The 23,169-nt window shown below is 68.9% G+C and carries 39 protein-coding genes; 31 read left to right on the forward strand and 8 right to left on the reverse strand.

Features of this window, described 5'->3' with window-relative positions:
• Nucleotides 1-7: 7 nt before the first annotated feature.
• The 8 genes from ACG04Q_RS11855 to ACG04Q_RS11890 form a co-directional block, all read right to left on the reverse strand.
• Nucleotides 8-619 carry a phage protein Gp37 gene (locus ACG04Q_RS11855; protein ID WP_394511127.1) on the reverse strand — a complete coding sequence of 204 codons (612 nt, stop codon included), beginning with the start codon at nt 617-619 and terminating at the stop codon, nt 8-10.
• Nucleotides 616-1,047 (reverse strand): gp436 family protein, encoded by a 432-nt coding sequence (locus ACG04Q_RS11860; protein ID WP_394511128.1) that lies wholly within the window; start codon nt 1,045-1,047, stop codon nt 616-618. Before ACG04Q_RS11860 ends, ACG04Q_RS11855 begins: the two co-directional genes overlap by 4 nt.
• Before the next feature lie 5 nt (nt 1,048-1,052).
• Entirely contained in the window at nt 1,053-3,464 is a 2,412-nt protein-coding gene (locus ACG04Q_RS11865) for a phage head spike fiber domain-containing protein (RefSeq protein ID WP_394511129.1), read from the reverse strand.
• 152 nt (nt 3,465-3,616) lie between these two features.
• Nucleotides 3,617-4,099 (reverse strand): hypothetical protein, encoded by a 483-nt coding sequence (locus ACG04Q_RS11870; RefSeq protein ID WP_394511130.1) that lies wholly within the window; start codon nt 4,097-4,099, stop codon nt 3,617-3,619.
• Complete coding sequence (locus ACG04Q_RS11875) at nt 4,099-5,052, reverse strand: major capsid protein (RefSeq protein WP_394511131.1); 954 nt, start codon at nt 5,050-5,052, stop codon at nt 4,099-4,101. Before ACG04Q_RS11875 ends, ACG04Q_RS11870 begins: the two co-directional genes overlap by 1 nt.
• Nucleotides 5,053-5,082: 30 nt before the next feature.
• Nucleotides 5,083-5,439 (reverse strand): hypothetical protein, encoded by a 357-nt coding sequence (locus tag ACG04Q_RS11880; RefSeq protein ID WP_394511132.1) that lies wholly within the window; start codon nt 5,437-5,439, stop codon nt 5,083-5,085.
• A gap of 13 nt (nt 5,440-5,452) precedes the next feature.
• A complete protein-coding gene (locus ACG04Q_RS11885; RefSeq protein WP_394511133.1) occupies nt 5,453-6,625 on the reverse strand; it encodes a hypothetical protein in 1,173 nt (390 codons plus the stop codon).
• 793 nt (nt 6,626-7,418) lie between these two features.
• A complete protein-coding gene (locus tag ACG04Q_RS11890; protein WP_394511134.1) occupies nt 7,419-7,931 on the reverse strand; it encodes a hypothetical protein in 513 nt (170 codons plus the stop codon).
• A gap of 114 nt (nt 7,932-8,045) precedes the next feature.
• On the opposite strand from ACG04Q_RS11890, the gene ACG04Q_RS11895 reads away from it, so the two are divergent.
• The 31 genes from ACG04Q_RS11895 to ACG04Q_RS12045 all read left to right on the forward strand — a co-directional run bounded on the left by ACG04Q_RS11895 (nt 8,046) and on the right by ACG04Q_RS12045 (nt 23,167).
• Nucleotides 8,046-8,255, forward strand: a complete 210-nt coding sequence (locus ACG04Q_RS11895) for a helix-turn-helix domain-containing protein (protein ID WP_394511135.1) — start codon at nt 8,046-8,048, stop codon at nt 8,253-8,255.
• Nucleotides 8,252-10,609: a Mu transposase C-terminal domain-containing protein gene (locus tag ACG04Q_RS11900; protein WP_394511136.1), complete on the forward strand. Its 2,358-nt coding sequence runs from the start codon at nt 8,252-8,254 to the stop codon at nt 10,607-10,609. The genes ACG04Q_RS11895 and ACG04Q_RS11900 overlap by 4 nt, the downstream gene beginning before the upstream one ends.
• A gap of 36 nt (nt 10,610-10,645) precedes the next feature.
• Nucleotides 10,646-11,359: an AAA family ATPase gene (locus ACG04Q_RS11905; protein WP_394511137.1), complete on the forward strand. Its 714-nt coding sequence runs from the start codon at nt 10,646-10,648 to the stop codon at nt 11,357-11,359.
• Complete coding sequence (locus ACG04Q_RS11910; protein ID WP_394511138.1) at nt 11,359-11,745, forward strand: hypothetical protein; 387 nt, start codon at nt 11,359-11,361, stop codon at nt 11,743-11,745. The genes ACG04Q_RS11905 and ACG04Q_RS11910 overlap by 1 nt, the downstream gene beginning before the upstream one ends.
• 5 nt (nt 11,746-11,750) lie before the next feature.
• The gene (locus ACG04Q_RS11915; RefSeq protein WP_394511139.1) at nt 11,751-12,278 is read left to right on the forward strand and encodes a hypothetical protein; all 528 of its coding nucleotides are present in this window, start codon (nt 11,751-11,753) and stop codon (nt 12,276-12,278) included.
• Nucleotides 12,275-12,418: a hypothetical protein gene (locus ACG04Q_RS11920; RefSeq protein WP_394511140.1), complete on the forward strand. Its 144-nt coding sequence runs from the start codon at nt 12,275-12,277 to the stop codon at nt 12,416-12,418. The genes ACG04Q_RS11915 and ACG04Q_RS11920 overlap by 4 nt, the downstream gene beginning before the upstream one ends.
• Nucleotides 12,415-12,750, forward strand: a complete 336-nt coding sequence (locus ACG04Q_RS11925) for a hypothetical protein (protein WP_394511141.1) — start codon at nt 12,415-12,417, stop codon at nt 12,748-12,750. Before ACG04Q_RS11920 ends, ACG04Q_RS11925 begins: the two co-directional genes overlap by 4 nt.
• A 12-nt stretch (nt 12,751-12,762) precedes the next feature.
• Nucleotides 12,763-13,026, forward strand: coding sequence for a hypothetical protein (locus tag ACG04Q_RS11930; protein ID WP_394511142.1), 264 nt, complete (start codon nt 12,763-12,765; stop codon nt 13,024-13,026).
• Nucleotides 13,027-13,044: 18 nt separating this feature from the next.
• On the forward strand, nt 13,045-13,623 hold the full coding sequence (locus ACG04Q_RS11935) for a host-nuclease inhibitor Gam family protein (protein ID WP_394511143.1): 579 nt from the start codon (nt 13,045-13,047) through the stop codon (nt 13,621-13,623).
• A complete protein-coding gene (locus ACG04Q_RS11940) occupies nt 13,620-13,916 on the forward strand; it encodes a hypothetical protein (protein ID WP_394511144.1) in 297 nt (98 codons plus the stop codon). Before ACG04Q_RS11935 ends, ACG04Q_RS11940 begins: the two co-directional genes overlap by 4 nt.
• Nucleotides 13,904-14,134 carry a hypothetical protein gene (locus tag ACG04Q_RS11945; RefSeq protein ID WP_394511145.1) on the forward strand — a complete coding sequence of 77 codons (231 nt, stop codon included), beginning with the start codon at nt 13,904-13,906 and terminating at the stop codon, nt 14,132-14,134. Before ACG04Q_RS11940 ends, ACG04Q_RS11945 begins: the two co-directional genes overlap by 13 nt.
• Nucleotides 14,135-14,146: 12 nt before the next feature.
• The gene (locus ACG04Q_RS11950; protein WP_394511146.1) at nt 14,147-14,731 is read left to right on the forward strand and encodes a hypothetical protein; all 585 of its coding nucleotides are present in this window, start codon (nt 14,147-14,149) and stop codon (nt 14,729-14,731) included.
• 4 nt (nt 14,732-14,735) lie between these two features.
• Complete coding sequence (locus ACG04Q_RS11955) at nt 14,736-14,981, forward strand: hypothetical protein (protein WP_394511147.1); 246 nt, start codon at nt 14,736-14,738, stop codon at nt 14,979-14,981.
• Nucleotides 14,974-15,513, forward strand: a complete 540-nt coding sequence (locus ACG04Q_RS11960) for a DUF551 domain-containing protein (RefSeq protein WP_394511148.1) — start codon at nt 14,974-14,976, stop codon at nt 15,511-15,513. Before ACG04Q_RS11955 ends, ACG04Q_RS11960 begins: the two co-directional genes overlap by 8 nt.
• A complete protein-coding gene (locus tag ACG04Q_RS11965) occupies nt 15,510-15,707 on the forward strand; it encodes a hypothetical protein (protein ID WP_394511149.1) in 198 nt (65 codons plus the stop codon). Before ACG04Q_RS11960 ends, ACG04Q_RS11965 begins: the two co-directional genes overlap by 4 nt.
• Nucleotides 15,704-16,204: a phage protein GemA/Gp16 family protein gene (locus ACG04Q_RS11970; protein WP_394511150.1), complete on the forward strand. Its 501-nt coding sequence runs from the start codon at nt 15,704-15,706 to the stop codon at nt 16,202-16,204. The genes ACG04Q_RS11965 and ACG04Q_RS11970 overlap by 4 nt, the downstream gene beginning before the upstream one ends.
• Complete coding sequence (locus ACG04Q_RS11975; RefSeq protein WP_394511151.1) at nt 16,191-16,475, forward strand: hypothetical protein; 285 nt, start codon at nt 16,191-16,193, stop codon at nt 16,473-16,475. The genes ACG04Q_RS11970 and ACG04Q_RS11975 overlap by 14 nt, the downstream gene beginning before the upstream one ends.
• Nucleotides 16,472-16,909 (forward strand): hypothetical protein, encoded by a 438-nt coding sequence (locus ACG04Q_RS11980; protein WP_394511152.1) that lies wholly within the window; start codon nt 16,472-16,474, stop codon nt 16,907-16,909. Before ACG04Q_RS11975 ends, ACG04Q_RS11980 begins: the two co-directional genes overlap by 4 nt.
• Nucleotides 16,906-17,382 carry a hypothetical protein gene (locus ACG04Q_RS11985; protein ID WP_394511153.1) on the forward strand — a complete coding sequence of 159 codons (477 nt, stop codon included), beginning with the start codon at nt 16,906-16,908 and terminating at the stop codon, nt 17,380-17,382. Before ACG04Q_RS11980 ends, ACG04Q_RS11985 begins: the two co-directional genes overlap by 4 nt.
• The gene (locus ACG04Q_RS11990; RefSeq protein ID WP_394511154.1) at nt 17,379-17,783 is read left to right on the forward strand and encodes a Mor transcription activator family protein; all 405 of its coding nucleotides are present in this window, start codon (nt 17,379-17,381) and stop codon (nt 17,781-17,783) included. The genes ACG04Q_RS11985 and ACG04Q_RS11990 overlap by 4 nt, the downstream gene beginning before the upstream one ends.
• Nucleotides 17,784-17,805: 22 nt before the next feature.
• Nucleotides 17,806-18,375, forward strand: coding sequence for a hypothetical protein (locus ACG04Q_RS11995; protein ID WP_394511155.1), 570 nt, complete (start codon nt 17,806-17,808; stop codon nt 18,373-18,375).
• The gene (locus ACG04Q_RS12000) at nt 18,375-18,653 is read left to right on the forward strand and encodes a hypothetical protein (protein ID WP_394511156.1); all 279 of its coding nucleotides are present in this window, start codon (nt 18,375-18,377) and stop codon (nt 18,651-18,653) included. The genes ACG04Q_RS11995 and ACG04Q_RS12000 overlap by 1 nt, the downstream gene beginning before the upstream one ends.
• Before the next feature lie 103 nt (nt 18,654-18,756).
• Nucleotides 18,757-19,062 (forward strand): hypothetical protein, encoded by a 306-nt coding sequence (locus ACG04Q_RS12005; RefSeq protein WP_394511157.1) that lies wholly within the window; start codon nt 18,757-18,759, stop codon nt 19,060-19,062.
• A 93-nt stretch (nt 19,063-19,155) separates the two neighbouring features.
• Nucleotides 19,156-19,683, forward strand: coding sequence for a hypothetical protein (locus tag ACG04Q_RS12010; RefSeq protein ID WP_394511158.1), 528 nt, complete (start codon nt 19,156-19,158; stop codon nt 19,681-19,683).
• A 1-nt stretch (nt 19,684) separates the two neighbouring features.
• Nucleotides 19,685-19,948, forward strand: a complete 264-nt coding sequence (locus tag ACG04Q_RS12015; protein ID WP_394511159.1) for a TraR/DksA C4-type zinc finger protein — start codon at nt 19,685-19,687, stop codon at nt 19,946-19,948.
• On the forward strand, nt 19,948-20,280 hold the full coding sequence (locus ACG04Q_RS12020; RefSeq protein ID WP_394511160.1) for a hypothetical protein: 333 nt from the start codon (nt 19,948-19,950) through the stop codon (nt 20,278-20,280). The genes ACG04Q_RS12015 and ACG04Q_RS12020 overlap by 1 nt, the downstream gene beginning before the upstream one ends.
• Nucleotides 20,281-20,592, forward strand: a complete 312-nt coding sequence (locus ACG04Q_RS12025) for a hypothetical protein (RefSeq protein WP_394511161.1) — start codon at nt 20,281-20,283, stop codon at nt 20,590-20,592.
• A gap of 1 nt (nt 20,593) precedes the next feature.
• Entirely contained in the window at nt 20,594-21,118 is a 525-nt protein-coding gene (locus ACG04Q_RS12030; protein ID WP_394511162.1) for a DUF3486 family protein, read from the forward strand.
• Complete coding sequence (locus ACG04Q_RS12035) at nt 21,115-21,408, forward strand: hypothetical protein (RefSeq protein ID WP_394511163.1); 294 nt, start codon at nt 21,115-21,117, stop codon at nt 21,406-21,408. The genes ACG04Q_RS12030 and ACG04Q_RS12035 overlap by 4 nt, the downstream gene beginning before the upstream one ends.
• Nucleotides 21,408-21,647 carry a hypothetical protein gene (locus ACG04Q_RS12040; RefSeq protein ID WP_394511164.1) on the forward strand — a complete coding sequence of 80 codons (240 nt, stop codon included), beginning with the start codon at nt 21,408-21,410 and terminating at the stop codon, nt 21,645-21,647. The genes ACG04Q_RS12035 and ACG04Q_RS12040 overlap by 1 nt, the downstream gene beginning before the upstream one ends.
• Complete coding sequence (locus tag ACG04Q_RS12045; protein ID WP_394511165.1) at nt 21,644-23,167, forward strand: hypothetical protein; 1,524 nt, start codon at nt 21,644-21,646, stop codon at nt 23,165-23,167. Before ACG04Q_RS12040 ends, ACG04Q_RS12045 begins: the two co-directional genes overlap by 4 nt.
• Nucleotides 23,168-23,169: the final 2 nt, after the last annotated feature.

Genomic DNA, 23,169 nt, shown 5'->3' on the forward strand with positions numbered 1-23,169 from the left:
CAGCTCTCTAGGAGGTGGGGAGGTTCACGGTGTCCGACGCATCGGGCTTGCCGTGGGTGAAGTTGCCCTGCAGCCACTCGCTCTGCGTCGAGCTGCTGGCGTGAGGCGGGATGTCGAGGCTCGACACGAAGGTGGCGAAGTCGCCCAGCCCTGCCGAGGCCTGGGGCTCGAAGGACATCGGCAGCACGAAGGTGCAGCCGTACACCGCCAGCCCCTGCCGCTCCACCGAGCCGGTGTAGAGGTCTTGGATGCCCGTGAGCGACAGCGTGCCCACGCCCGGCACCAGATGGTTGTGCAGCACGGGCACCACCAGGCGCGACACCACCTCGTAGGCGCCGATGGCCATCGCGTTGCCCCGGCGCCGCGCCTGCTGGCCGCTCGGGTGCTTCGTGACGACATAGAGGGTCCACTGGCCGTCAATCGCGGCCGTGGTCGCGCCGCGACGCGCCTGGCCGCCGCTGAAGCTGATCAGCACGCAGGGCGCCAGCGTCAGCAGCGTGCGCAGCATCTCGTCGTCCCAGTCGCCCGGCAGGTCCTGCACGCGCAGGCCCGCGCCCGCGACCGCCTGCGTCAGCACGTCCACCAGGTGCGCCTCGACCGTGGAAATGATGTCGCTCATGGCGCGTAGTCGCTGAGCGAGTCCGCGGTGAACACCGACCGACCGCTGAAGTACTGCGGCCCGTCGCTCGGCGGTGTCGGCTGCGCGGCGGCGTCCAGGCCGAGGCTGAGCGTGCCTTCGGCGATCTGGTCGAGCAACTTCAGCGCGGCCTTCTCACGGTCCGCCAGGCGGTCGGGGATGCGGTCATCGTAGAGACGCGCACGCACCAGGTCCGCGGCCACATTCAGCAGCACGAGCGGCACCGTCGCCAGCGGCAGCGCGTAGCGTGCGGCCAGCTTGGCGTCGATCAACGCGCCGATGTCCGCCACAGCGTTCGTCACGCGGGTGGCGTTCACCGTCGTGGCGGCCGGGTCTTCGGCGTTCGTGACCTGGATCAGCTCGGCCTGGCCGAAGCGATCGATCAGGTGCTGGGTGGTGACGTAGGGCATGAGGCTTAAACCAAGCCGCCACTGGCGGACAGCGGAACCCAGGTCTCGGCGTTGTTGTCAGCGGCGTCTTGCCAGATGGCAAGCATCCGGAAGCCTTGCGAGGAAACCATGTAGGTCGTACTCGCCCGGCCAAGCCGCAGGTGATCCATCGCCTTCAGGAATGACCCGTCGGGCGCAGCCGGGTTGATCGGGAAGGGTTCCGTCTGCCGATAGCCCAGCACACCGTTGATCGCGGCACCCATGCCGACAGGAGCACTGCTGAACCAGTTGACCATCCGGCACGTCTGCATGAAGCCGCTGCGGGTCAACGTGAGGAAGCCGTCGTAGTTCTCGTGCTCGCCGCCGATGCGGTTCTGATGGAAGGCCTGCCAGCGACAATCTCCGTCCACGGTGATGTTGGCGACGCCACCGTCAGGCGGGCTCACCCAGTTCGTGTTCCAGTTCGGCTCGAGAGGCCCGCTCACGCCCGCCGCCCAGTTGTAGTACTGCTTCTGCGACGGAGCGGCGTTGTCGGCCTTGGTAGCCGTGGGCACGACCCATGCTCCCTTCGGGTAAAGCCGGTTGGGTTGCCACTTGTACGCCTGCACCGCGTTGCCGTTGTAGCGGTCGCCGGCAAAGATGGCATGACCGAGCACCGGATCGACGAACGGGCGGATGGACTGCGCGCAGCGGAAATAGGCCATGTCAGGCACGGCCGCGCGCATGCACCACGGGTAGTACCAGGACGTCGTCACTCCGTCTTGCGTTTTGCCGACCGCCCCGGTGTCGAACAGCGGGTGCATCTCCAGGTGGATTGCGAAGTTGTTGCGACCGATCACCTGGCCCATGCCGTAGTCAATGGCGTAGCCAGTTCGCGTCTGCGCCGTCGCGGCGGCCTTGATCGGCGTGCAGGGATGCTCCTTCGCGATGAACTGCGGGTTCCACATGCGCAGAGATTTGCCTTCACCGGTGTAGGTGGAGCCGGTGGGTGTCGACATGATCCCGAAGTGGCACTCAGGCACGCCAGCGCCGGCGCCGACAGGCAGCGTCAACGCGCACAGCCAGCGATTCGTGTTGCCAAGCCTGACCATGTATGACCGCGCGCCCGCAGCGAGCACCGCGGACTCGTTGGCGAGACCACCGTTCTGCAAATCGAAGCTGCCGATGACGGTGGTGCCGTCCTTCTTCTTGATGTCGATCCGGCCGTAGCGCGCCGCATTGGTGGGCGGCTGCTCGAAGACCGTGAAGGCGCAAGACTGGCTGTTGTCGGCAAACGCGCAGGCCAGGCTGACGAACTTGCTGGTGAAGTTGGTGTCCTCAGTCAGCAGCACCGCGTTGTTGCGGCCATCGGGGCTGGGCTGCCCGGTGGTGACCGTCAGCGTCGGCGTGCCGCCACCGCTAATCGTCCATCCGGTCAGCGTGTCGCCATTGGTGCAAAGGTTGGTGTCCTGCTCCTCCCCCCACAGCCCGAGCAACTGCGAGAGCGGCAGCGCAACGCCGGGCTGCTCCGCGACAACGTTGGTGGCGTTGTTCAGCGTGTTCGCGCAGGTGCTTTGGAAGTACTTCACGCCGTCGACAAAGCTGCCGTGGTACGGCGCGATCTGGCCGGTGGCGTAGAGGATCTCGTCTTGCCCGACGTATTCAAAGGGCGGCCGGTTGCCGTTCGCATCGTCGGCCTCGGTGGTCTTGTCCTCGAACTGAGCCTTGCGAACCTTCACCGAGCCCACCGCAGTAGTGCGCAGCAGGATGCGATACGAGGAGACACCGTCTGCAACGCCCGTGAAGCCGATGCGCACAAAGTCAGCGCCCACGACCGGCGTGTAGGTGATGGCCTTGGCGGTGGCCCCTCCAGACACGTACATCTGCGCGCCGAGGCCCACGCCCGGGTCGCCGGCCTTGACTTCCATCGAGAACGTGAACTTGCCGGCCGGCAACACGCCGAGGGTCTGATACACACCCTTGGAGGTCGTACCGTCGCCAGTCAGAAGGTAGGCCTTGCGGTAGCTGCTGCCGTCCGTGTCGACAGTGTCAGACGCATCCGTGGTGATCGGCGTCACAACCGGGCCATTGACCTGAGTCCAGTAGGTGGCGTTGTCAAAGCCATTGCTCGCACGCAAGAGGTTCTCAACGCGGCGAGCCCCCCAGAAGCGCGCCTCGTTCGTCTTGCAATAGCGGATGGCACCCTGGTAGTCAACGATGCTGGGAACGCCGGTAGCGCCAGCGTTCGTTGCCCAAGTTGGCAACGGCCCGATCTCGGGCACCACCGTCGACATGAGCGTGGCAAATAGCTTCAGGCCGACCGTCAGGTCGGTGAAGCGCACCGCCCCCCCACCCTCCATCGCCTTTGCCTCAACGTCCTTGTCCAGCCCGGTGAGGACGGTGCCAGCAGCGACCAGCCTGCCGTTGATTCGCTGAGACTTGAGGATGCGGATGGTCATGCGATGCCTTCTAGGAAGCCGGTATTTCTCTGCTAAGTCCGTCCACCGCAGGAGCGCCCCGGCTGGCGCAACGCGGGTTGTGCTTGGAGCGCCTCGCGCGGCCGGTCCAAGCGCCGACCGCGGTCAATGGCTCTTGCCGCTGGTGAGTTCGGTCAGGTGGCCCTGCTGGCCCTCTTGCTCGCGGCCGCGGCCGCTGCGGCCAGGTCGGCCTGCGCCTTGGTGAGTTGGGCGCTGAGGGCCTCCACCTCGGCCGCGTGGGCCTTCTTGGCGGCTTCCTCTGCCTCGACGCTGGCCTCCAGCTTGGCGAGCGCCTCGCCGTGGGCCACGGTCAGCTCGGCGTTGCGCTTGCGCGCGCTCTCCAGCGCCTCACCGGCCTCGGCCAGGTCGGACTGCAGCGCGGCGATCCGCAGCTCGGCGCCTGAAAGCTCGCCCTGCAGCCGCTCGGCCTCGGCCTTGTCGGTGGCCGGCGGCACCGTGGCCTGGCCGGCGGCGGGCAGGCGGATCGCGCCGGCTTCAAGCAGCGGCCGGGCGAGCGCCTCGTCCAGCTCGATGTCGGCGCCAGCGGCGTAGTCGCGGCCGTTGCAGCTCAGCGCGAACGCGACGACGAAGGCCATCTTGGGTTGTGCGCCCGTCATCACGGCACCACCGTGTCGAACAGGAAGCCCAGGTCATCGGCGGTGATCAGCTCCTTCACCGACTCGCCCGAGCGAACACGCTTGCCGCCGCGCATGCCGACATCGGGGTCTTCGATGGTGCCGGCGACGCGGCCGCCGAATTGCGCGGTCATGCCGAAGGTGATGCCGAAGTCGGTGTCGGCCTGCATGTTGCGATGCAGGAAGGCGGCCTTCTTGCCCCACAGGCGCGTCACCGTGGCGGGCTGCCCCTTCTTCGCGGTGTTGAACCAGGCGTCGCCCACCAGCACCTCTTCCAGCTCGAACAGCTCCGCGAACTGTTGGCGGTTGATCGTGCCGGCGTTGGTGCCGTTCTTGTAGATGGCCGCGCAGAGCTTCGGGTGGCGGCTGATCACCGACCAGGCCGCGCGGCCGAACACGGCAATGTTCGGGCGCATGACCATGCTGTCCAGCGCGTTGGCGATGTCGTCCTGCGGCTTGGAGTTGACGAAGTCGCTCCACTGGTCGGTGCCGGCCAGGGCGCGCTTGTTGGCCGCGCCGTAGCTGGCCGCGTTGAACACGAGATCCGCCGCGCGCTTCTCGCGGCGCGTCTGCACCAGCTGCTGCACGCCGGTGGTGGCGCGGTACAGCGGGTTCGCGGAGCCGGCCAACCCATTCGCCCGGGCGCTCTCCCACTGCTCGATGTCGTCGTTCGGCACCGGTGCATCCAGGGCCTGGTCGACGACGGAGTCGGTCACCTCGGTGCTGCCGAACTCGACTTGGTTGGGCGTGCCCTTGCGGCCCACGGCGGTCTCGGGCACGGTGAAGGCGTCACCCAGCGCGTACTTCTGGTACTTGAACTCCTTCGTGTTGACCGGCACGCGCGGCAGCACCAGGTCGGCAATGAAGCCGGCCTGACGGTAGGCGACCGCGATGGCGGTCAGCTCGGGAACGATGATGAACGGGGCTTTGGACATGGTTCGAACGGCCTCTGTGTGTTGCGGCGCTTACAGGACGTGCGGCGCGCGGATGTAGGTGATGACGTCGTCGACGACGCCGCTCTGCTCGGCGTAGCCGATGCAGCGGTGGCCCACCGTGGTGGTGGACACGGCCTTGCCGTTGGCGTCGGAAGTCAGCGAGGCGCCGCGCACGACCGTGCCGCCGAGGCGCACTTCGTGGATGTCACCCACCGCGCAATCGACCATCTCGCCCGTCGACTTGTCCAGGCTGTCGCTGGTGCCGATGTTGAAGTCGGTGGGGCCGGTGCTCTTGACGGCGGTGTAGTCGGCGGAGCCGGGCTTGACGATGCGATAGCCCTCGACGGCGGCCTCGGCCTTGTAGCTGCGGAACTCGGTCATTGCCATTGCGGCGTCTCCTTCAGTTGGACTTCGATTGCGTGACGACGTGCTGGACGGCCAGCTCGAACGACACCTCGCGGCCGCTCTTGCGTTCGGCCTCCTGGAACTCGGCGGCCGCCTTGCCGATGGCCGCGGCGTCCTGCAGGTCGGTGGGCTCGACGGTGCGTTCGTTGCCGGCGTTCTCGCCGAAGGCCACGACCTTGGGGGCCTTGCGCATCTGCGCCTGGAAGACCTCCAGCGCCGGGGTCTCGGTGCGGGCATCGCCCTCGCCGAACTCGACCACCTTGGCCTCATCGGGCATGCCTTCCATGAAGGCGACCCAGCGGGCCTTCTCCGCCGGCAGCCAGCGGCCCTCGGCCACCATCGTGTCGGCGAAGGCGCTGATGCCGGCGCTGCGGGCGCTCTTCACGAGCGCGGCCTGGGCGGCCTCGCGCTGGGCGATCTCCGCCTCGCGGGCGTCCAGCTGGGCGGCGCGCGCGTCGAGCGCGGCCTGGTCATTGGGGTTGGGCACGGCGGGGTCTCCTTCGGCGAAGCCGGGGCTGGTGGTGGAACGGGTGTTGTCGGGTTCGGGGGTGAGCGCCTCGCGCTGCAGCGCGTCCAGCTCGTAGGAGGGCAGCACCTTGTCCGCCTCCTCGACGCCGAAGCGGCCGATGAACCACTCGCGCAGCCGGCGGAAGATGCCGACCTGCAGTTGGTCTTCCCACTCGCCGAACACGACCAGGCCGGCGTCATCGGCGGCGTAGGCCACCACCGGCTTCAGGCCCTTCACGGCCGGCGCGGCGCCGCCGAGCCAGCCCAGGTGCTTGGGGTACCAGATGCCGGGCTTCGGGTTGGCCTCGTGGTCGGGCGGGTAGAACGCCATCGAGCGGTTCGGGTAGCGGCCACCCACCACCATCTCGGCGAACTCGGGCTCGACCTGGCCGCTCTTGGTGACGTACAGGCTCTTGCCACCGTCCACCGCCTTGAACGATTCGATCCAGCCGTAGGCCGGGTCATCGTGCTTGGGGTGGCCGACGACGTGCGGGGCCTTGCTCAGCGCGGGGTCATAGCCCTCGGCGCAGGCCACCACGTCGGCCTCGGTGATCAGGTACTCGCGGCCGTTCATGGCGCGACGGCGGCCGGGCCGGAAGACCTCGACCAGGTCGAGCGACTCGGGCGCTGCGGCGGGCTTGGGGTTGGATGCGGTGCTCACGCTTCGCATCGTGTCCAGCCAGGCTGCGCAGGTCTTTTCGCACGCGCGAAAAACGAGAAGGGCCCGGTCCGAGGTGGACAGGGCCCTTCAATCTGCGAGGCGGATGGTACGTGGTTTCGCTCAACCCTAGATCAGTCCCCGCCGCGGTAGCCAGCCGGCAGGTGACATGTGCAGGGCGGCTCTGCACCACTCACGGGAGGCCCGAGCGTGCCGTCGCGGTCGACCACGTAGCGGCACGCATCCCACGGCTGCCGCGTGCCGTTGGCTCGCTCGAACACGGCTTCAAGCCCGTCCCGCCAACGCCGGAAGGCCCGCATGACGGCCGGCGGTGGATCGGCGAGCGGCTTCGCGTCATAAGCGCGGTCCGGGTCCAGCTGCCAGCAGCTGCAGCCGCTCTCGGGCTGCGACCGCCCCGGCGCACAGCGCGGATTGAGGCACGCCGCCATGTCGTAAAAGCTCAGTCGGTGATGGTGAAACCAGTGGCATCGCCAGCATGGCCGGTCTGGCGGGTGCGCGGACGCGCTGCTGCCGAAGGGGTCGACGGCGCCAGGCGGGCGGCCAGCGTCCAGGCGGGTCGGTGTAGGGCTGCTCATGGACTGTAGTTTTATACAGCCCCAACACCGAGGCCAGTCAAAACGCCACGAAACCGAGGGCTCGGCGTCGGGTCATTTGGCCCAGGAAGGCGTTGAAACGGGCCGCCAAGCGTTGAAACGACCCGCGCCGGCATGGCGACAGCCACCCCAGGGGCGAAAACGCCCCAAGCCTGTGCGCCTTCAGGCGAACTTTGGCGAAGTCAGGCCGCAGCCAGCTCGATCAGCGGACCGATTGCAGCCACATTGACCTGGCCCGCCTGGCGCGACATCTCAAACACCGCCCAGTAGAGCCTCATCACGCGGCTGTGCTCCAGCTCGAGGCGGCGCTGGCGAAGCTCGTTCTCGGTGGCCTGCACGCACCGCAGCAGCAAGGTCGCATCGCTTGCTCGCTTCATGCCCGGTGACATCGGCGGCAACGGCACATCCTGAGACGCCACTCGCTCCCGCTGTGGGCTGGCGTAGGTCGCCGCGTCTGGCTCGGAGGCAATGACCTTGCCGTCACCCAAGCGCAGCTCGTAGGCCTCACCGGTCATCGCCTCGCCAACACCGTCCTCCAGCCAGGCGCGCTGGATCGGCAACGTGTGCAGCAAGTTGTTTACCTCTTCGCGTCGCAGCGACTTCGCGCGGCTGAGCACCAGGGACTTCACCCGGTCCACATCAACGCCCATCAGCTGGGCCAGCTCCTTTTGCTGGAGGCGGAACGTCGTCAGCAAAAACCTTATGCGCTCGGCCAGCGAATTCGCTTGCTGAGGCGAATTTACTTCGCTAGACTTCGCTTGCATTTTCGTTGTTTCGCTTCGATTCACTTGGGACCGCAAGGATATTCGATGAAGGCTCCGCGCACAGCCGCCGATGTGAAGAATGACCTCCAAAGAAGGGGGGTGTCGTTAGCAGCCCATTGCCGTCGCCTCAAGATCGACGAGCAGACGGCGCGCGACCTGCTGGCGGGCAAGGCGAAGGGTCTTCGCGGCAAGGCGCACCGCGCCGCCGTTCTGCTCGGGCTGAAGGTCGGGGTCGTCGAGAGGGCCGCACGATGAGCGCCCGGGCCACCGCCTCGGAGCTGGCCGGCCTGCCCGGCATGCCTGCCGACAAGTCCGGTGTCATCCGCCGCGCTGCGGCCGCCGGCTGGACCTACGACGAGGAACCTGGCCGCGGCGGCATGCGGCGCCTGTATCACGTCGACCAGCTGCCCAGCGCCACGCGCGCCGCACTGGCCTGGAACCAGCCCAAGGTGCTGGTGGTGGGCGCGGTGCCCGACGCGGCCGCCAAGCAGGAGCAGCTACAGGCCTCACAGGCCGGCCAGGTGGAAGGCGCGCGCCTGGCGCTGCGCGGCGGCCTGGAGAAGGCGGCCGCCAGCGCTCGGCAGCAAACCGCGCTGCGCCAGGCCAACGCGCTCGCGCCGGCCGCGCAGGCCCGCATGGACGCCCGCCTGGCGGTGGTGCGCGCCTTTGAAGCCTTTGCGAAAGCCTGCGGGCTGCCGCTGCACCAGGCCCGCACGGCGTTCGCGCTCCAGTACAACGACGGCACCATCGACGTGCCCGCCACCGTGCGCACCGAGGTGCCCAGCACCAGCGACAGCTCCATCGAGCGCTGGCAGGCCCAGCTGAAGAAGAGCGGGATCATGGCGCTGGCAGGCGCCTACGGCAACCGCGCCGGCAGCGGCTGCATCGACAGCCAGCCCGCCCTGGCCGAGTTCGTGAAGGCCATGCTGGTGCAGTACCCGCACGCGCGGGCCGCCCACGTCATGCAGGGCCTGCGCGCCCGCTTCACCGGCCCCCACGCGGTGATGGTGCAGGGGCTGGAGCTGCCTAGCCTGCGCACGCTGGAGCGATGGATCGGCGCCTGGCGCGAGGCCAATGCCGAGGTGCTGAAGGCGCTGTCCAACCCGGACGCCTGGAAGAACGAGTACATGGTCGCCTTCGGCTCGGCCAGCGAGGGCATCACCGAGCTGAACCAGCTGTGGGAGCTGGACAGCACGCCCGGCGACCTGCTGCTGGCCGATGGCAAGCGCTACGTCGTCATCGGCGGCATCGACGTGGGCACGCGCTGGATGCGCCTGGTCGTGGCGCCCACCAGCCGGGCCACGGCGGTGGCGGCACTCATCCGCCGCATGTTGCTGGACATGGGCGTGCCGCGCCGCGTGAAGACCGACAACGGCAGCGACTACGCGAGCCATCACATCGCCCGCGTGTTCGCCGCGCTCAGCGAGCCCGGCGAGAAGATGCAGGACTTCTGCCCGCCGTTCCAGCCGTGGCACAAGCCGCACATCGAGCGCGGCCTGGGTACGTTCAGCCACGACCTGGTCGAACTGTGCAGCGGCTACATCGGCCACGACGTGGCCGAGCGCAGCGCCATCGAGGCGCGCAAGAGCTTTGCCGACCGCCTGATGACACGCGGCGAAACGGTCGAGCTGCGCATGACGCCCGCCGAGCTGCAGGCCTTCTGCGACCGCTGGACGGACGACGTCTACATGCACAACCCGCACAGCGGCCTGGGCGGAAAGACGCCGTTCGAGGCAGCCGCCCGCGGCTGCGCCGACCGCCGCGTGATCGACGACGAGCACACGCTCGACATCCTGCTGGCCGAGGCGCCCGGCAGCAACGGCCGCCGCACGGTGGGCAAGAAGGGCATCCGCCTGGACGACGCTCACTTCATCGCGCCGGAGCTGGAGGCCTGGGTGGGCCGCGAGGTGTTCGTGCGGTTCGACCCCATCCACCACGACCTGGGCACCATCTACGTGTTCGGCGGCGACGACATGCAGTTCATCTGCAAGGCCGTGGCGCCCGAACGCACCGGCATGGACCGCCGCGAGGTGGCGATCAAGGCCAAGGCCATGCAGACGGCCCGCGTGCAGGCCGAGCGCAAGGCCCTCAAGGCCGCCGCCAAGAAGGTGGGCACCGACCAGATCGTCGACGAAATCCTGCGGCAGCGCGCCGCCGATGCCGGCAAGCTGGCATCCCTGGTGCCGCGCCGCGCCGCAGCGCACGAGAGCGCTGGCGTCAGCGCCGCCGCCGCGGCCGCGCAAGCCGCCACCGCGCCGCGCCGCACCACCGCAGACCTCGCCGACCTGGCCGCCGTGCAGCAGACGCGCGACCGCATCGCCGCCGAGGCGGTGCCCACCGGCACGGCCAACGACCTGGCCGCGCAGCGCACCGCGCGCGCGGGCGGCGTGACGACGCCCATCTTCGACAACCTGGCCCAGCGCGTGGACTGGCTGTTGCGCCAGGCCCGTGTGCGCCAGCTGGGCACCGAGGAGGCCGACTGCCTCGCCCAGTTCAAGCGCGCCCAGCCCGCCAGCTACCGCCGCATCGCCGACCTGGTCGACGAGCAGCTGGGCTCCCAGCAAGAGAAAGCCCCCGACCGCGTTGCAGGCGGTTCGGGGGCCGTTTAACCGGGCCTTGCAGGCCCATCACGAGAGGTGTGAATCATGAAGAACAAGCTCGCGTTGGTCAAGAACGTGGCGGCCCTGCAGATGGCCTATGAGGCCCTCGAAGGCCGCGACCTTGGCATCCCCGGCATGGCGCTGGTGTACGGCGAGACCGGCGCCGGCAAGACCACCGGCATCACCTGGCTGGTGAACCGCACACGGGGCGTGTACGTGCGCGCCACGGCCAGCTGGACGCTCAACGCCATGTTGGGCCGCGTGATGGCCGAGCTGGGCGCCAACCCGATGGGCCGCAACGCCGCGATGGTGGACTACATCGTGCAGCAGCTCATCGAGCACCAGCGCCCGCTGTTCGTCGACGAGGCCGACTACCTGCTGGGCGACGCCCGGATGATCGAGACGCTGCGCGACATCCACGACCTCTCCGGCATGCCGGTGATGTTGGTGGGCATGGCGAACATCGAGAAGCGCCTGATCCACCGCCCGCAGCTGGCCGGCCGCATCAGCCACTGGGTGGAGTTCAACCCCGCCGACCTGGAAGACGCCCGCACGCTGGCCGAGACGGTCTGCGAGGTGCAGCTGGACGACGAGCTGCTGGAGAAGTTACACCGCGACTGCGCCGGCAGCATGCGCCTGATGGCCGTGGGCCTGGCGCGCATCGAGGCGCTGGGCAAGAGCAACGGCATGAAGACGGTCACCGCCGACGCCTGGGGCGACCGCAAGCTGCACCTGGCCGCACCGCGCGGAGCCCGCTGATGCCGCGCACGCCCGCCAAGACCCTGACGCGCTGGCAGCGCGTCAACAACACCAGCCCGGCGAAGGACAAGCTGTGGCAGTCGATGCGCATCATGCGCACCGGCTTCAGCGCGGCCGAACTCGCCACCGTCAGCGAGGTCGGCGCGACCAACGCCGCCAAGTACCTGCGCGCCCTGCGCAAGGCCGGCTTCGTTCGGCAGACCTCCGAACACACGCCCGGCCAGGCCGGCACCGCCGACCGCTTCGCGCTGGTGCGCAACACCGGGCCGCTGAGCCCCATCCAGCACAAGCGCGGCGGCGTGTTCGACCGCAACACCGGCACGCGCTGGGGCGCTGACGGCCGCCCCGTTGCCGACACCGCCCTGGCGGAGGACGCGGAGGAATGACCTGGATGACCACCCTGCGCGACTACTCCACCCAGCACGGCCAGCGCGCCGCTGCAGCCCGCCTCGGCATGAGCGCGGCCACCGTCAACAAGGTTCTGAAAGGCACCTACATGGCTGACACCAAGCACATCGAGCAGCGCGTGCGAGAGCGCCTCAGCGACACCTGGCTGGGCGCACTCCGCGCCGAGTGCGACCGCACCAGCCAGACGGCAGCGGCAAGCCGCCTCGGCATCAGCGACACCACCGTCAGCCAGGTGCTGAGCGGCAACTACAAGGCCAGCACCGTGCGCATCGAGCGCCGCGTGCGCGGCGAGCTGCTCGGCGAGCAGTGCGAGTGCCCGGTGATGGGCGACGTGAGCCTGCGCGTGTGCCAGGACGTGCAGGAGCGCTCGCTGGGCAAGGGCTCGCCCGGCATCGGCAACCCGCAGCACGCGCTGGCGTGGCACGCCTGCCGCGGCAGCGGCCGCTTCGCCAGCCGCGGCGCCTGCCCGCACTTCAACGGCGGCCGCAAGGGCGCTTCGGAGGCTGCATGAAGCGCCGCCACGTCACCCCCACGCGCACGCTGCGCGGCCGCCTGCGCCACTTCGCTGCGTCCGTCGCCATGCGCCCGGCCACGCTGCTGCTGGTGGGCCTGGTGTCGGCCGCCATCGCCATCGCCTGGGGGCAGCCATGAGCGCCGGCAACGCACGCCGCCGCGCGCTGCTCATCCAGCGCCTGGCTGCCAGCCACTGCGGCCAGGCACGCGGCATTCGCGCCCGCGACCTGGCGCGCGTGTTGGGCTTGCGCGAGCGCGTGCTGCGCCAGCTGGTGAGCGACGCCCGCGAAGACGGCGTCGCCATCGCCGGCACGCCCGAGTCGGGCTACTTCATCGCAGAGACGGCCGCCGAGCTGGAGGCCTGCTGCCACTTCCTGCGGGCTCGTGCGCTGCACAGCCTGCACATCGAGGCGCAGCTGCGCCGCATTCCCCTCGCTGACCTGCTGGGCCAGCTTCGCCTTCCTACCTGAAAGGGCCTCCGAATGATGGTTCACACCAACCTGCCGGCCGAGCACCCCGTGTGCAAGCTCGCCGTGAAGCTGGACAAGCTCATTGAGAGCGAGCGCGTGTCCGATGGCGTTGCCGTCTGCGCACTGCTCAGCTTGTTCACCACCGTGGTCAAGGCGCTGAAGCGCGACGACGCCGCCGCGTGCTTGAACGGCTTGCACGAGTCCGCCACGCAGATCGTCGCGGTCCATTTCCCCGAGTGGCAGATCAACGCCGCCGTCGTCTCCAAACCCCACTGACCCTACCGAGGAGCCCACATGGCCACCAAGAAGCTGAAGGCGCCCGCTGGCGTCCGCATCCCACAGAGCCGCGACGAAGCGGCGCAGATGATCCACGAGATCGGCGTCGCGCAGCGCCAGGTCCAGCGCATCACGGCCGACATGAACGACGAGCTGGCCGCCATCACGGCGAAGCACCAGCCGGTGCTTGACGGCCTGGCCGCCAAGGTCAAGCAGCTGGCCGGCGGCGTGCAGGCCTGGTGCGAGGCCAACCGCGACGAGATCACCAACGACCGCAAGGTCAAGTTCGCCAACCTGCTGACCGGCATGGTCACCTGGCGCGTGCGGCCGCCCAGCGTGACGGTCTCCAACGTCGAGGCGGTCATCAAGACTCTGAAGGCGCTCAGCCTGCACCGCTTCCTGCGCACCAAGGACGAGGTGGACAAGGACGCCATCCTGGCCGCGTACAACGCCGCGAAGAGCGCCCCCACCGATGACCCCAACCGCGCACGCCTGGTCGCCGAGGCCGCGCCGCTGGATTTGGTGAGCGGCATCAGCATCAAGACCGGTGTCGAGGACTTCGCCATCGAGCCGTTCGAGCAAGAGGTGGCGGGATGAGCGCCGCCGTCTCCAACCTGGCGGAGGAGCGCTGCGCCAGGCACACCAAGAGCCCCGCCAAGGTGCAGTTCGGCAAGCCCATCAAGGCCACGCTGGCCGACCTCAAGGTGGCCGTGCGCTGGCGCGACGACATGCCCAACGACGTGCCCACGCGGCGGCTGGACGAGGCGGTGGGCGTGACGGCGCTGCACCTCGGCCTGTGCGCGCTCGGCGGCGGCGTCGAGCTGGACCTGGGCAACGGCTACATCCTGGTCTGCACGGTTCGCAAGGCGGAGGACGCATGCGCTGGCTGATGGAGCGCGTCCGCGCCGCCTGGCTCGCCATCAAGACGCCGACGCCGCGCCAGGCGCGCGTGGGCCTGCTCAACACCGGCGAGCTGGTGCTGATCGACGGGATGGGCCAGCCGATGGTGTTCAGCACCGACACGACCGAGCTGATGCGCGACGCGCTGCAGCACGACTTCAACGAGACGTTCATCGACCTTCGCGGTCCGATGGGCACGAGCGACTGAAAGGAGATTGCGATGAGCTACCAACCCCGTGATGGCAGCCTGGCCGAACGCCTGTGCGCCCACTTCAGAGCCAATCCGTTCGACGAGCTGGACAACGTCGACATCGCCAAGCGGTTCGACGTGAACCAGTCGTCCATCGCCGCGCTGCTGAACAACGCGATCAACGCGGGCCACATCCAGCGCCTGTCCAAGGGCTGCTACGCCGCCGGCCCCAAGCTCGGCGCAGAGAAGGCCGCGCCGGCCGCCGCACCGGCGCCCGCAAGCGCCGACGCGCCGCCGAAGCCCGGCTTCCAGACCTGGCTGGCTACCAAGGGTCAGGAGGAGTCCAAGGGCGGCGGCGCAGGCGCCGCCCTGCTGCCGGATCCGGCGTCGCTGGTGATCGAGGCCGGCATCCCCATCCCCGAGGCGCAGTCCGAGAAGGTGCTGCGCTACGCCGCCAAGTTTGCCGAGATGAAGGTGGGCGACTCGTTCGGCTGCTCGCACGGCGCCGCCAAGGCGCTGATCACCAGCGCCAGCCGCTGGGGCAAGAGCCTCAACCGCCGTTTCGTGATGCGCCGCACCACGGCCACCGAAGCCCGAATCTGGCGGAAGGAGTGACGCGATGAAAACCGACTTCAAACGCCCCTTCACGATCAGCGTGACCTACCGCAGCGGCGCCTACGACACCTGCTCGGTCAACGGCAAGCGCGCCAGCTCCACCAGTGGCGCCAAGGCGGCCACCGAGCGCCTCGCCGAGAAGCTGCTGGGCGCTGGCAACTTCGAGGTGGCGCAGATCGGCTTCGCCGGCATCTACTGGGAGATCACGCCCAAGGCCCCCAGCGAGACGCAGGAGGTGGCTCATGGCTGACGTCTGCGTGCCCCAGTCCGTGCGTGACGCCGCCAAGCGGGTGGACGAGTACTTCCGCAACACCGGGCGGCTGGTGTGGACGCTCGGCGGCATCCAGTCGGTGCAGCAGGGTGTTCACCCCGAGACCGACGCCCTGCAGTCCGTGCTGACGACGCTGCGCCTGGCGCGCGAGAGCCACGGCGTCGCGTTGCTGTCCGACCCGCCCCAGGACGCCTGGAAGGCCCGGGGCGTGGATGCCCGCCTGGGCGACGCCGCCGGCTTGCTGGAACGCCTCATCAGCGTGAGCCAGGCCGACGCGGCACTGGCTCCCGTGGTGGAGTGCGTCACCTGGGTCAAGTGCAGCGACCGCATGCCCGACGCTGACCTGACCGTCTACGCCTACCTGCCGCCTGACGAGCTGGACGCGCAAGGCATGGTGATCAGCGCCTTCTTCGATGGCGAGCAGTGGCGCGGCGCTGGCGACGGCTGGCCGCTCGGCAAGGCGGTGACGTGGTGGACGGCCGAGCTGATCGGACCGAGGGCGGCTCCATGAACGTGCAGCAACTCCGCGAGCAGCTCGCCGAGCTGCCGGGTCACTGGCCCGTGCATGTCGAGGTCGAGAAGGACGGCAGCGGTGGCGGCGGCGATGTCGACTTCCACTTCGCGCTGGACGTGCAGCCCAGCAGCTTCCCCACCTACGGCAGCATGGCCGTCATCCGAATCGCGCGGCCGGAGGACTTGGGATGAAGCCCGCTGCCCGCCCCGCCCAGCCACGCAATGCCGCGCTGGCGCAGATTCACATCGCCAAGGCCCAGCTGATGAAGGCCGGGCTGCTGGACGACGACAGCTACCGCGACATGCTGTTCGCCCAGGCCCGGGTGCGCAGCGCGGCCGAGCTGGACCACGCCGGCCGCGCCCGCGTGCTGGCGCACATGACGCGCCTGGGCGCCAAGCTCGGCCACGCGGGCAAGCCCTTCGCGGGCAAGAAGCGGCCACTGGACCGGCAGGCCCAGCTCGACAAGATCGAGGCGCTGCTGGCCGATGCGGGCCGTTCCTGGGCCTATCTCACCAAGGCGATGGTGAAGCGCATCTGCGGCGTCGACGCGCTGGAGTTCTGCACAACCGACCACCTGGGCAAGCTCATTGCGGCCCTGACCTATGACCAGCAGCGCCGGGCGAAGCGAGAAGCCGCCGCAAGGGTGCTGCAGAACGAGTTGGAAGGAGCCACCAATGGCAACGACTAAGGCCGGCGCGCGCATGTGCGTCGTCACCATCGGCCTGGACGAGTACCTGATGCCGGCTGCGACGGGCATCAAGGTCGCCGAGCTGATGCAGGGCGCCCGCCAGGTGCGCTCCGATTACACCGGCCAGGGCTTTCGCTATCACGCCATGCCTGAACACGACGAGCTGCGCGGCGTGAGCTGGCGGTCGGTCACACACAAGCAGATCGTCGAGGCCAAGCCGCCCCGGGGCCGCCGTGCCATCGAGGGCGACGACGAGACGGGGGCACCATGATGCAGCTGACCTGCCCCTGCTGCCACGCGCACATCCCTCTGGAGTCGGCCATGCAGGACGACGCCGGCCGCGAGCTGGTGTCGGTGCTGCTGGCGTTGCACCCTGACCTGGCGCGCGCACTCGTTCACTACCTGTCGTTCTTCCGGCCGCTGAAGCAGCAGCTGGGCTGGGGCCGCGCGCTGCGGCTGTGCCGCGAGGTGCAGGCCCTCACGAGCGACGCTGGCCGTCTGCAGGCCGGACTCGTGGAGACGGCGCGCACGCTGGGTGAGCGTCGCCAGGCGCCGGGCTGGAAGCCGCTCGGGAATCACAACTACCTGCGCCGGTGCCTGGAGACCGTGGAGGCCGCGGCGGTCGCCCCCGTCGCACCCACCGCCGCTGCTCCGCGCTCGCGCGCCGGTGCCGGCCTGGTGGCCCTGGAGGCTCTGAAGCGATGAACGCCACGCCCGACACCTGGTTCCACAACGCCGTTGTCGACGGCGTGCAGAGGCTTTATGCGTTGAACCTGATGGATCGCCCGTCAGCGGAGACGGTGCCGCTCGTCGCCGTGACCTGGGTGGAGGTGCTGTGGAGCTGGCTGCCCTGGACGGAGCAGCTCGACGCCTGGCGGCTGCCGGTCGCGTTCCGTCACCTGGCAGCGTCAGCGGAGCGCTGGCCGGCGCCGAAGCAACTGCGCGCGCATCTGCCCGCGCGCCGGCAGACCCAGCCGGCGTTGCCGCCTGCCGCGCCATCCGGTCCAACGGAGGAACAGCGCGCAAGGCTGGCGGAGGTGACTGAACGCCTGCGCAAGAGGGTCGGGCATTCAATCGGGGGGAAAAGCACCCCCCTAACTCGTGGTACGTTCCCGGCCGCCCACGAGGACGCCATAGAGCCGGCCCGTGGGTCGACAGGGAGTTTGGAGTTGTCATGAGTACGCATTCGCTGGACTTCGGCGGGCTGTTGCCGCCGCACCCCGATTCGCTCGCCGAAGACCCGGATTACCCGCTCGTACTGCGCGAGCTGGCGGAGCTGGTGCAAGGCGAGCTGATCAAGGTCGACGTGCCCGCCGAGCGAGCGGCAGCCATTGCCGAGACCGCAGCCGAGCACGTGCGCGAGCGCTTCGGCGGGCAGCCGGTGTACTGGCCCAAGGGCCACACCATGCGCGCCAAGCGGCGCCGTGCAGCCATGTGGGCAGACTTCACCGGCAACAACCACATCGAGCTCGCGCAGAAGTACGGCATGTGTGTGCAGCAGGTCTACAAGGCGCTCGCAGCCGCCCGCATTGAGTTCCTGGGCAAGGCGCAGGGCGACCTTTTCAACGCCCAGGGCTAGACTTTCGGTAAAGGGGAGCGCCATGAAGACCATCACCTGCCTGATCCTGGCCCTGGCTGCGCTGCCGGCGGCGGCCGCTGTCGACCTGGATGCCTGCACTCGCGACGGCCAGCCGATTGCGCAGGAGCTGTGCCGCTCATTGCGCCAGGCGGATGCGTCGAGCAAGTCCGCGCAGGCCCGCACCGATGCAGAGAAGACAGCGCTGCAGCGCGCAAAGGACCGCTCCGCAGCCTTCGAGGCCGAGCAGGCCCGCAAGCGCGACGTTGAGGCAGCACAGCGTGCCGAGCAGCGCACGGCGGAGGCGGCGGCTGCTGCCTACTGGAGCGAGAAGTCCCAGGCACTCAAGCAGTCCGTCGCCGAGCGCGAACGCCAGGCGGAGGCCCAGGAGCGGGTGGCCCGCAAGGTGTGCGGTGCCGACTACGGCATGCCCAAGGTCGGCATGTCACTCGCACGCGCCCGCAGCTGCCTCGGCGACTCGCGGCTTGTCGGTCAGGTCAATCGTGCGGACGGCGTGGCGTCGGTGTATGCCACGGACAGCCTGCAGCTGGTCGTGATGGACGGCAAGGTGGTTGCATGGCAGGGGCTGCGGTGATGGATAGCCGCGAGGCGCGCGAAGAGGCCGCGTTTCTCGACCTGATGGCGAAGCTCGTTGCCCTGGACCGGAACATGCGCGTTGAGAAGATCATCGGCCGTGCTGATTCCCCATCGCGGCGCGTGGTGTTTCGCTTCACATGGGGGCCGGGGCATGGGCACCAGCACGTTGAGCCGGTCAACGTTGACTCCATGTTGAGCGGTGAGTTCGACGCAGGCGCGTGGTGCGCACGCACCCTTGATCGCGTCAAGGCTGCCCACTTGCAGACGTTGACGTAGTCCTAGGCGCGTTCCGCGCGCATGCGAGGCCCGCTTCGGCGGGCCTTCTCTTTTTCGCACACGCGAAAAGACCCCCGGGGCACTGCCGGCCACGATGCCGGCCATGCGCAGCACCCGCTCCACACTCCTCGCCTTCGCCGCAATGGCGGCGGCCGCCCTCGGCTCCGGCGTCACGGTCGCGACACAGGAGGGCACGACGGCGCGGGCGGAGGCCGTCCAGGCGGCCGCGCCGAAGCATGCCAACAAGGCGCCCACCAGCCCCGAGCAGCGCGCCGCCTGGCTGCGTGTGCGCGGCCACGCGGCCGCCAGCCGGCGCTTCCCTGGCCGCGGCTGGACCGTGGCGCACGACCGTCGCATGGCGCGCAAGCGCCGCAACGTGATCAAGGCGCGCCGCGCCAACCGGGGCTGACATGGGTTCGGCCCCGTTTTCACGCCCGAACCCCGGCCGCATCGGTGCCGTGGCGCCTCTACCGTCCATCGGTGTTGAACAGGAGTGCCGCTGATGCTGCCGCTCATCCCCATCGCCGTGCAGCTGGCGCAGTTCGCGCCGTCGCTACTTCGCTTCTTCAAGGCCGGCGACGCGAGCACCGCGGTGGCCGACCAGGTCGCCAGCCTGGCGCAGCAGGTCAGCGGCGCCAAGACGCCGGCCGAGGCGCTGGAAGCCATCAAGGCGAACGCCGAGCTGCAGCAGCAGTTCAACCTGCGCGCAATGGAGCTGGATGCCCAGCTGGACCTGGCCTACCTGGCAGACCGCCAGAGCGCGCGGGCGCGCGACATCGAGTTCATCAAGGCCGGCCAGCACAACACGCGGGCCGACGTGATGGTGGGCCTGGCGGCGCTGGGCCTGATCGCGTGCCTGGTGGTGCTGACGGTATTCCGCGGCTCCATCCCGGGCGAGGTCATCGGCCTGATCAGCACCATCGCCAGCCTGTTCGGCGTGTGCATGCGCGACGCGTACCAATTCGAGTTCGGCTCATCTCGCGGCAGCCGCGAGAAGGACCAGCTGCTGCAGCACCGCAGCGGAGCCTGACGTGCTGGACGTGTTCGACCGAGCCCAGGCCCGAGAAGCCGAGTTGCGCCAGGACGCACTGGCCGAGCACCAGCGCCGCGCCGCGGCCGTGCTGGGCCAGGAAGGCGATGCCGAGCGCTGGCGCGAGCTGAGCGCCGAGTTCTGCGAGGGCACCGGCTGCGGTGCCCCGATTCCCGACCGGCGCCGGCAGCTCATGCCGCGTTGCCGTCTTTGTGTGGACTGCCAGGGTCGCAAAGAGGCCAGGCTCAAGAGGAGTGCTGGCTGATGCAGCTGCAAATCGACCTGTGGCAGGTGCTGTCCTTCGGCGGCGTGGTGATCGGGGCCTTCTGGGCCATCGGTCGCGTGCTGGTGGGGCAGTTCCAGCGAACGATCGAAGAGAAGTTCACCGCCGTGTCGACCGGGCTCAAAGAGCAGGCCGACAGCAACCGCCAGCTGGAGCGGGACTTCATGGACTTCAAGGCCACCTTGCCGCGCGACTACGTGCGGCGCGAGGACTTCGTCCAGACCATCGCGACGGTGACCGTTCGCATCGAGAACATGGCGCTGCGCCTGGAGCAGGCCATCCGTGACGCGTATTCCAAGAGGGAGCAGAGCTAAATGGACATGGCCCAACAGATGCGCAAGGCGCGCAGCGAGAGCATCCGCTGGTATCTCCTCGTCGCGCTCAACGTGGCACGGCCCGCGGGTGCCGGCACACCGATCCTGCTGACGGTGATCCAGGCCAACCACACGGACGCCACCGAGATGGAGATCCGGCGCGAGCTGGACTACCTGGAGGACCGCGAGCTGGTGAGCATCAAGAAGGACACGCTCAACCGCTGGCACGCCGAGCTGACGCGGCACGGCGTGGACATCGTCGAGTACACGGTTGAAGTAGAGCCCGGCATCGCACGGCCGGCCATCGGCTGAAATGGGCGAGCGAAGCAAGATCGTCCACCTGCCCGAGGCCACGCGCGTCGAGCTGGACAAGCGCCTCATCGCCGGCGGGTTCAGCGGCTACGTGGAGCTGGAAGCCTGGCTGCGCGAGCAGGGCTACGAGGTGGGCAAGAGCAGCATCCACCGCTACGGCAGCCAGATGGAGCGCCGCCTGGCTGATTTGCGCGTGTCGACCGAGCAGGCCCGCGCGCTGGTGGCAGCCGCGCCCGACGACACCGACGCGATGTCGCGGGCCACGATGCAGATGCTGCAGCAGCGCCTGTTCCAGGTACTGCGCGACATGGACGACGTGGACCCCGACGAGGTCGACCTCGCCAAGCTCGCCAAGGCCGTGGCGCCGCTGGCCCGCGCGTCCATCGCGCAGCAGGAATACATGCGCCAGGTGAAGGAGCGCGCCGCTGCTGCGGCCGACGCCGCCGACCGCATCGTGAAGACCGGCGGCCTGTCCGCCGACTCGGCGGCGGAGATTCGCCGCGCCATTCTGGGGATCGCTCAGTGAGCAACATCGAGACCATCACGCGCGCCACCATCGGCCGCGTCGTCCATGTCATCGGCAAGGGCGCCGAGAGCAACGGCGCCACCGTGGCGCCGGCCATGATCACGCGGGTTTGGGGCGAGCCCACCGAGAACGGCAAGCAGATGGTGAACCTCACCATCTTCCCGGACTACGCGAAGCCGCAGTACCAGGGCTCCGTCTGGCTGTACCCGTCCCCGCGCGCGGCGCACGATGCCGTCGACGGCGGCACGGGCACGGAGCTGTTCGCGGCCTACTGGCCGGAGCGCGGCTGATGGAGTGGTGGCCCGCCGCGATGGCTGACCTGCTGAAGGTGGGCTCCTTCGTGGGCCTCTTCTGCTTCTATGTCGCGTTGTTCTGTGTATCGGCGTACTGCGGATTCCGCGTCCTTCTCCGTCTGATCGACTTCGCCGCACTGATCGCGTTCGTGCGCACGGCAGAAGCACAGGGCGCCAAGGTCTGGCGGTGGCCCCAGTGGGCAATCCGCTACTCGCACTGGCGCCACCGTCGATGACCTCGGTCCCGTTCCGCACGCCAGACACGGCCGGCGCCAATGTGCCGGCCGTGCTGCTGCCATACCAGCAGGCCTGGATCGCCGACCCGAGCCCGCTGAAGCTGGCCGAGAAGAGCCGCCGCACGGGCCTGACTTGGGCCGAGGCGGCCGACGATGTGCTCACGGCCAGCAGCTCGCGCGACGCGGGCGGGCAGAACGTCTACTACATCGCCTACAACCAGGACATGACCATCGAGTACATCCAGGCGTGCTCGATGTGGGTGAAGGCGTTCAACCGAGCGGCCAGCGAGATTGAAGAAGGCTTCTGGGACGAGGCCGAAGAAGACAAGCACATCAAGACCTTCACCATCAGGTTCCCGGGCTCGGGCTTCCGCGTGGTGGCGCTCAGTTCGCGCCCTTCCAACCTGCGCGGCAGGCAGGGGATCATCGTCATCGACGAGGCTGCCTTCCACGACAAGCTCGTCGAGCTGCTCAAGGCCGCGATGGCCATGCTGATCTGGGGCGGCAAGGTGCGCGTGATCAGCACGCACAACGGCGTTGAAAACCCGTTCAACGTGCTGTTGACCGAGATTCGCGCGGCCACCCGCAAGGGCACGATCCACCACATCCCCTTCCGCGAGGCGGTGGGCCAGGGCCTCTACCGCCGCGTGTGCCTGCGGCTGGGCAAGGCATGGACAGCCGAGGAAGAGGCGGCCTGGATGGAGGGCGTCTACAGCTTCTATGGCGCGGGCGCGGCCGAGGAGCTGGACTGCATCCCGGCCAACAGCGGCGGCGCCTGGCTGAGCCGCGCGCTCATCGAGAGCCGCATGCGCACCGAGCTGAAGGTGCTGCGGTGGGAGTGCAAGCAGGGCTTCGAGATGCTGCCCGAGCACATCCGCATTGCGGAGTGCAACGACTGGCTGGTGGCCCACGTGCTGCCCGAGCTGCTCAAGCTGGACCCGTCGCTGAGCAGCTACTGCGGCGAGGACTTCGGCCGCACCGGCGACCTCACCGTGCTGAGCCCAGGCCAAATCCTGCAGAACCTGCGGCGGCGCTTCCCGTTCCTCGTCGAGCTGCGCAACGTGCCCTTCAAGCAGCAGGAGCAGGTGCTCTTCTACATCTGCGACCGGCTGCCGCGCCTGCGCAAGCTGGCGATGGACGCTCGCGGCAACGGGCAGTACCTGGCCGAGGTGGCGATGCAGCGCTACGGCGCGCTCGTGGTGGAACAGGTGATGCTGAGCGAGACCTGGTACCGAGAGAACACGGCACCCTTCAAGGCCGCCTTCGAGGACGACGGCGTCGAGCTGCCGGCCGACGCCGACGTGATGAACGACCTGCGTGCCTTCGAGGTCATCCGCGGCGTGCCGCGCATCCCCGACAAGCGCACGACCGACAGCGACGGCAAGAAGCGTCACGGCGACGCGGGCGTGTCGCTGCTGCTGGGCCACTACGCGAGCCGATGCGACTACGTGCCCATCGAGTTCGCGAGCACCGATGACGGCCGCATCAGCGATGTGCTGAGCGACTACATGGAGAACTGAGC

The sequence above is a fragment of the Pelomonas lactea genome, assembly GCF_043555885.1.
Taxonomy (GTDB): Bacteria; Pseudomonadota; Gammaproteobacteria; order Burkholderiales; family Burkholderiaceae_C; genus Pelomonas; species Pelomonas lactea.

Excerpts from the sequence above, each read along its gene's own strand:
- ACG04Q_RS11855 (WP_394511127.1), bottom strand. The coding sequence starts at position 619 with ATGAGCGACATCATTTCCACGGTCGAGGCGCACCTGGTGGACGTGCTG.
- ACG04Q_RS11860 (WP_394511128.1), bottom strand. The coding sequence starts at position 1,047 with ATGCCCTACGTCACCACCCAGCACCTGATCGATCGCTTCGGCCAGGCC.
- ACG04Q_RS11865 (WP_394511129.1), bottom strand. The coding sequence starts at position 3,464 with ATGACCATCCGCATCCTCAAGTCTCAGCGAATCAACGGCAGGCTGGTC.
- ACG04Q_RS11870 (WP_394511130.1), bottom strand. The coding sequence starts at position 4,099 with ATGACGGGCGCACAACCCAAGATGGCCTTCGTCGTCGCGTTCGCGCTG.
- ACG04Q_RS11875 (WP_394511131.1), bottom strand. The coding sequence starts at position 5,052 with ATGTCCAAAGCCCCGTTCATCATCGTTCCCGAGCTGACCGCCATCGCG.
- ACG04Q_RS11880 (WP_394511132.1), bottom strand. The coding sequence starts at position 5,439 with ATGGCAATGACCGAGTTCCGCAGCTACAAGGCCGAGGCCGCCGTCGAG.
- ACG04Q_RS11895 (WP_394511135.1), top strand. The coding sequence starts at position 8,046 with ATGAAGGCTCCGCGCACAGCCGCCGATGTGAAGAATGACCTCCAAAGA.
- ACG04Q_RS11900 (WP_394511136.1), top strand. The coding sequence starts at position 8,252 with ATGAGCGCCCGGGCCACCGCCTCGGAGCTGGCCGGCCTGCCCGGCATG.
- ACG04Q_RS11905 (WP_394511137.1), top strand. The coding sequence starts at position 10,646 with ATGAAGAACAAGCTCGCGTTGGTCAAGAACGTGGCGGCCCTGCAGATG.
- ACG04Q_RS11910 (WP_394511138.1), top strand. The coding sequence starts at position 11,359 with ATGCCGCGCACGCCCGCCAAGACCCTGACGCGCTGGCAGCGCGTCAAC.
- ACG04Q_RS11915 (WP_394511139.1), top strand. The coding sequence starts at position 11,751 with ATGACCACCCTGCGCGACTACTCCACCCAGCACGGCCAGCGCGCCGCT.
- ACG04Q_RS11920 (WP_394511140.1), top strand. The coding sequence starts at position 12,275 with ATGAAGCGCCGCCACGTCACCCCCACGCGCACGCTGCGCGGCCGCCTG.
- ACG04Q_RS11925 (WP_394511141.1), top strand. The coding sequence starts at position 12,415 with ATGAGCGCCGGCAACGCACGCCGCCGCGCGCTGCTCATCCAGCGCCTG.
- ACG04Q_RS11930 (WP_394511142.1), top strand. The coding sequence starts at position 12,763 with ATGATGGTTCACACCAACCTGCCGGCCGAGCACCCCGTGTGCAAGCTC.
- ACG04Q_RS11935 (WP_394511143.1), top strand. The coding sequence starts at position 13,045 with ATGGCCACCAAGAAGCTGAAGGCGCCCGCTGGCGTCCGCATCCCACAG.
- ACG04Q_RS11940 (WP_394511144.1), top strand. The coding sequence starts at position 13,620 with ATGAGCGCCGCCGTCTCCAACCTGGCGGAGGAGCGCTGCGCCAGGCAC.
- ACG04Q_RS11945 (WP_394511145.1), top strand. The coding sequence starts at position 13,904 with ATGCGCTGGCTGATGGAGCGCGTCCGCGCCGCCTGGCTCGCCATCAAG.
- ACG04Q_RS11950 (WP_394511146.1), top strand. The coding sequence starts at position 14,147 with ATGAGCTACCAACCCCGTGATGGCAGCCTGGCCGAACGCCTGTGCGCC.
- ACG04Q_RS11955 (WP_394511147.1), top strand. The coding sequence starts at position 14,736 with ATGAAAACCGACTTCAAACGCCCCTTCACGATCAGCGTGACCTACCGC.
- ACG04Q_RS11960 (WP_394511148.1), top strand. The coding sequence starts at position 14,974 with ATGGCTGACGTCTGCGTGCCCCAGTCCGTGCGTGACGCCGCCAAGCGG.
- ACG04Q_RS11965 (WP_394511149.1), top strand. The coding sequence starts at position 15,510 with ATGAACGTGCAGCAACTCCGCGAGCAGCTCGCCGAGCTGCCGGGTCAC.
- ACG04Q_RS11970 (WP_394511150.1), top strand. The coding sequence starts at position 15,704 with ATGAAGCCCGCTGCCCGCCCCGCCCAGCCACGCAATGCCGCGCTGGCG.
- ACG04Q_RS11975 (WP_394511151.1), top strand. The coding sequence starts at position 16,191 with ATGGCAACGACTAAGGCCGGCGCGCGCATGTGCGTCGTCACCATCGGC.
- ACG04Q_RS11980 (WP_394511152.1), top strand. The coding sequence starts at position 16,472 with ATGATGCAGCTGACCTGCCCCTGCTGCCACGCGCACATCCCTCTGGAG.
- ACG04Q_RS11985 (WP_394511153.1), top strand. The coding sequence starts at position 16,906 with ATGAACGCCACGCCCGACACCTGGTTCCACAACGCCGTTGTCGACGGC.
- ACG04Q_RS11990 (WP_394511154.1), top strand. The coding sequence starts at position 17,379 with ATGAGTACGCATTCGCTGGACTTCGGCGGGCTGTTGCCGCCGCACCCC.
- ACG04Q_RS11995 (WP_394511155.1), top strand. The coding sequence starts at position 17,806 with ATGAAGACCATCACCTGCCTGATCCTGGCCCTGGCTGCGCTGCCGGCG.
- ACG04Q_RS12000 (WP_394511156.1), top strand. The coding sequence starts at position 18,375 with ATGGATAGCCGCGAGGCGCGCGAAGAGGCCGCGTTTCTCGACCTGATG.
- ACG04Q_RS12005 (WP_394511157.1), top strand. The coding sequence starts at position 18,757 with ATGCGCAGCACCCGCTCCACACTCCTCGCCTTCGCCGCAATGGCGGCG.
- ACG04Q_RS12010 (WP_394511158.1), top strand. The coding sequence starts at position 19,156 with ATGCTGCCGCTCATCCCCATCGCCGTGCAGCTGGCGCAGTTCGCGCCG.
- ACG04Q_RS12020 (WP_394511160.1), top strand. The coding sequence starts at position 19,948 with ATGCAGCTGCAAATCGACCTGTGGCAGGTGCTGTCCTTCGGCGGCGTG.
- ACG04Q_RS12025 (WP_394511161.1), top strand. The coding sequence starts at position 20,281 with ATGGACATGGCCCAACAGATGCGCAAGGCGCGCAGCGAGAGCATCCGC.
- ACG04Q_RS12030 (WP_394511162.1), top strand. The coding sequence starts at position 20,594 with ATGGGCGAGCGAAGCAAGATCGTCCACCTGCCCGAGGCCACGCGCGTC.
- ACG04Q_RS12040 (WP_394511164.1), top strand. The coding sequence starts at position 21,408 with ATGGAGTGGTGGCCCGCCGCGATGGCTGACCTGCTGAAGGTGGGCTCC.
- ACG04Q_RS12045 (WP_394511165.1), top strand. The coding sequence starts at position 21,644 with ATGACCTCGGTCCCGTTCCGCACGCCAGACACGGCCGGCGCCAATGTG.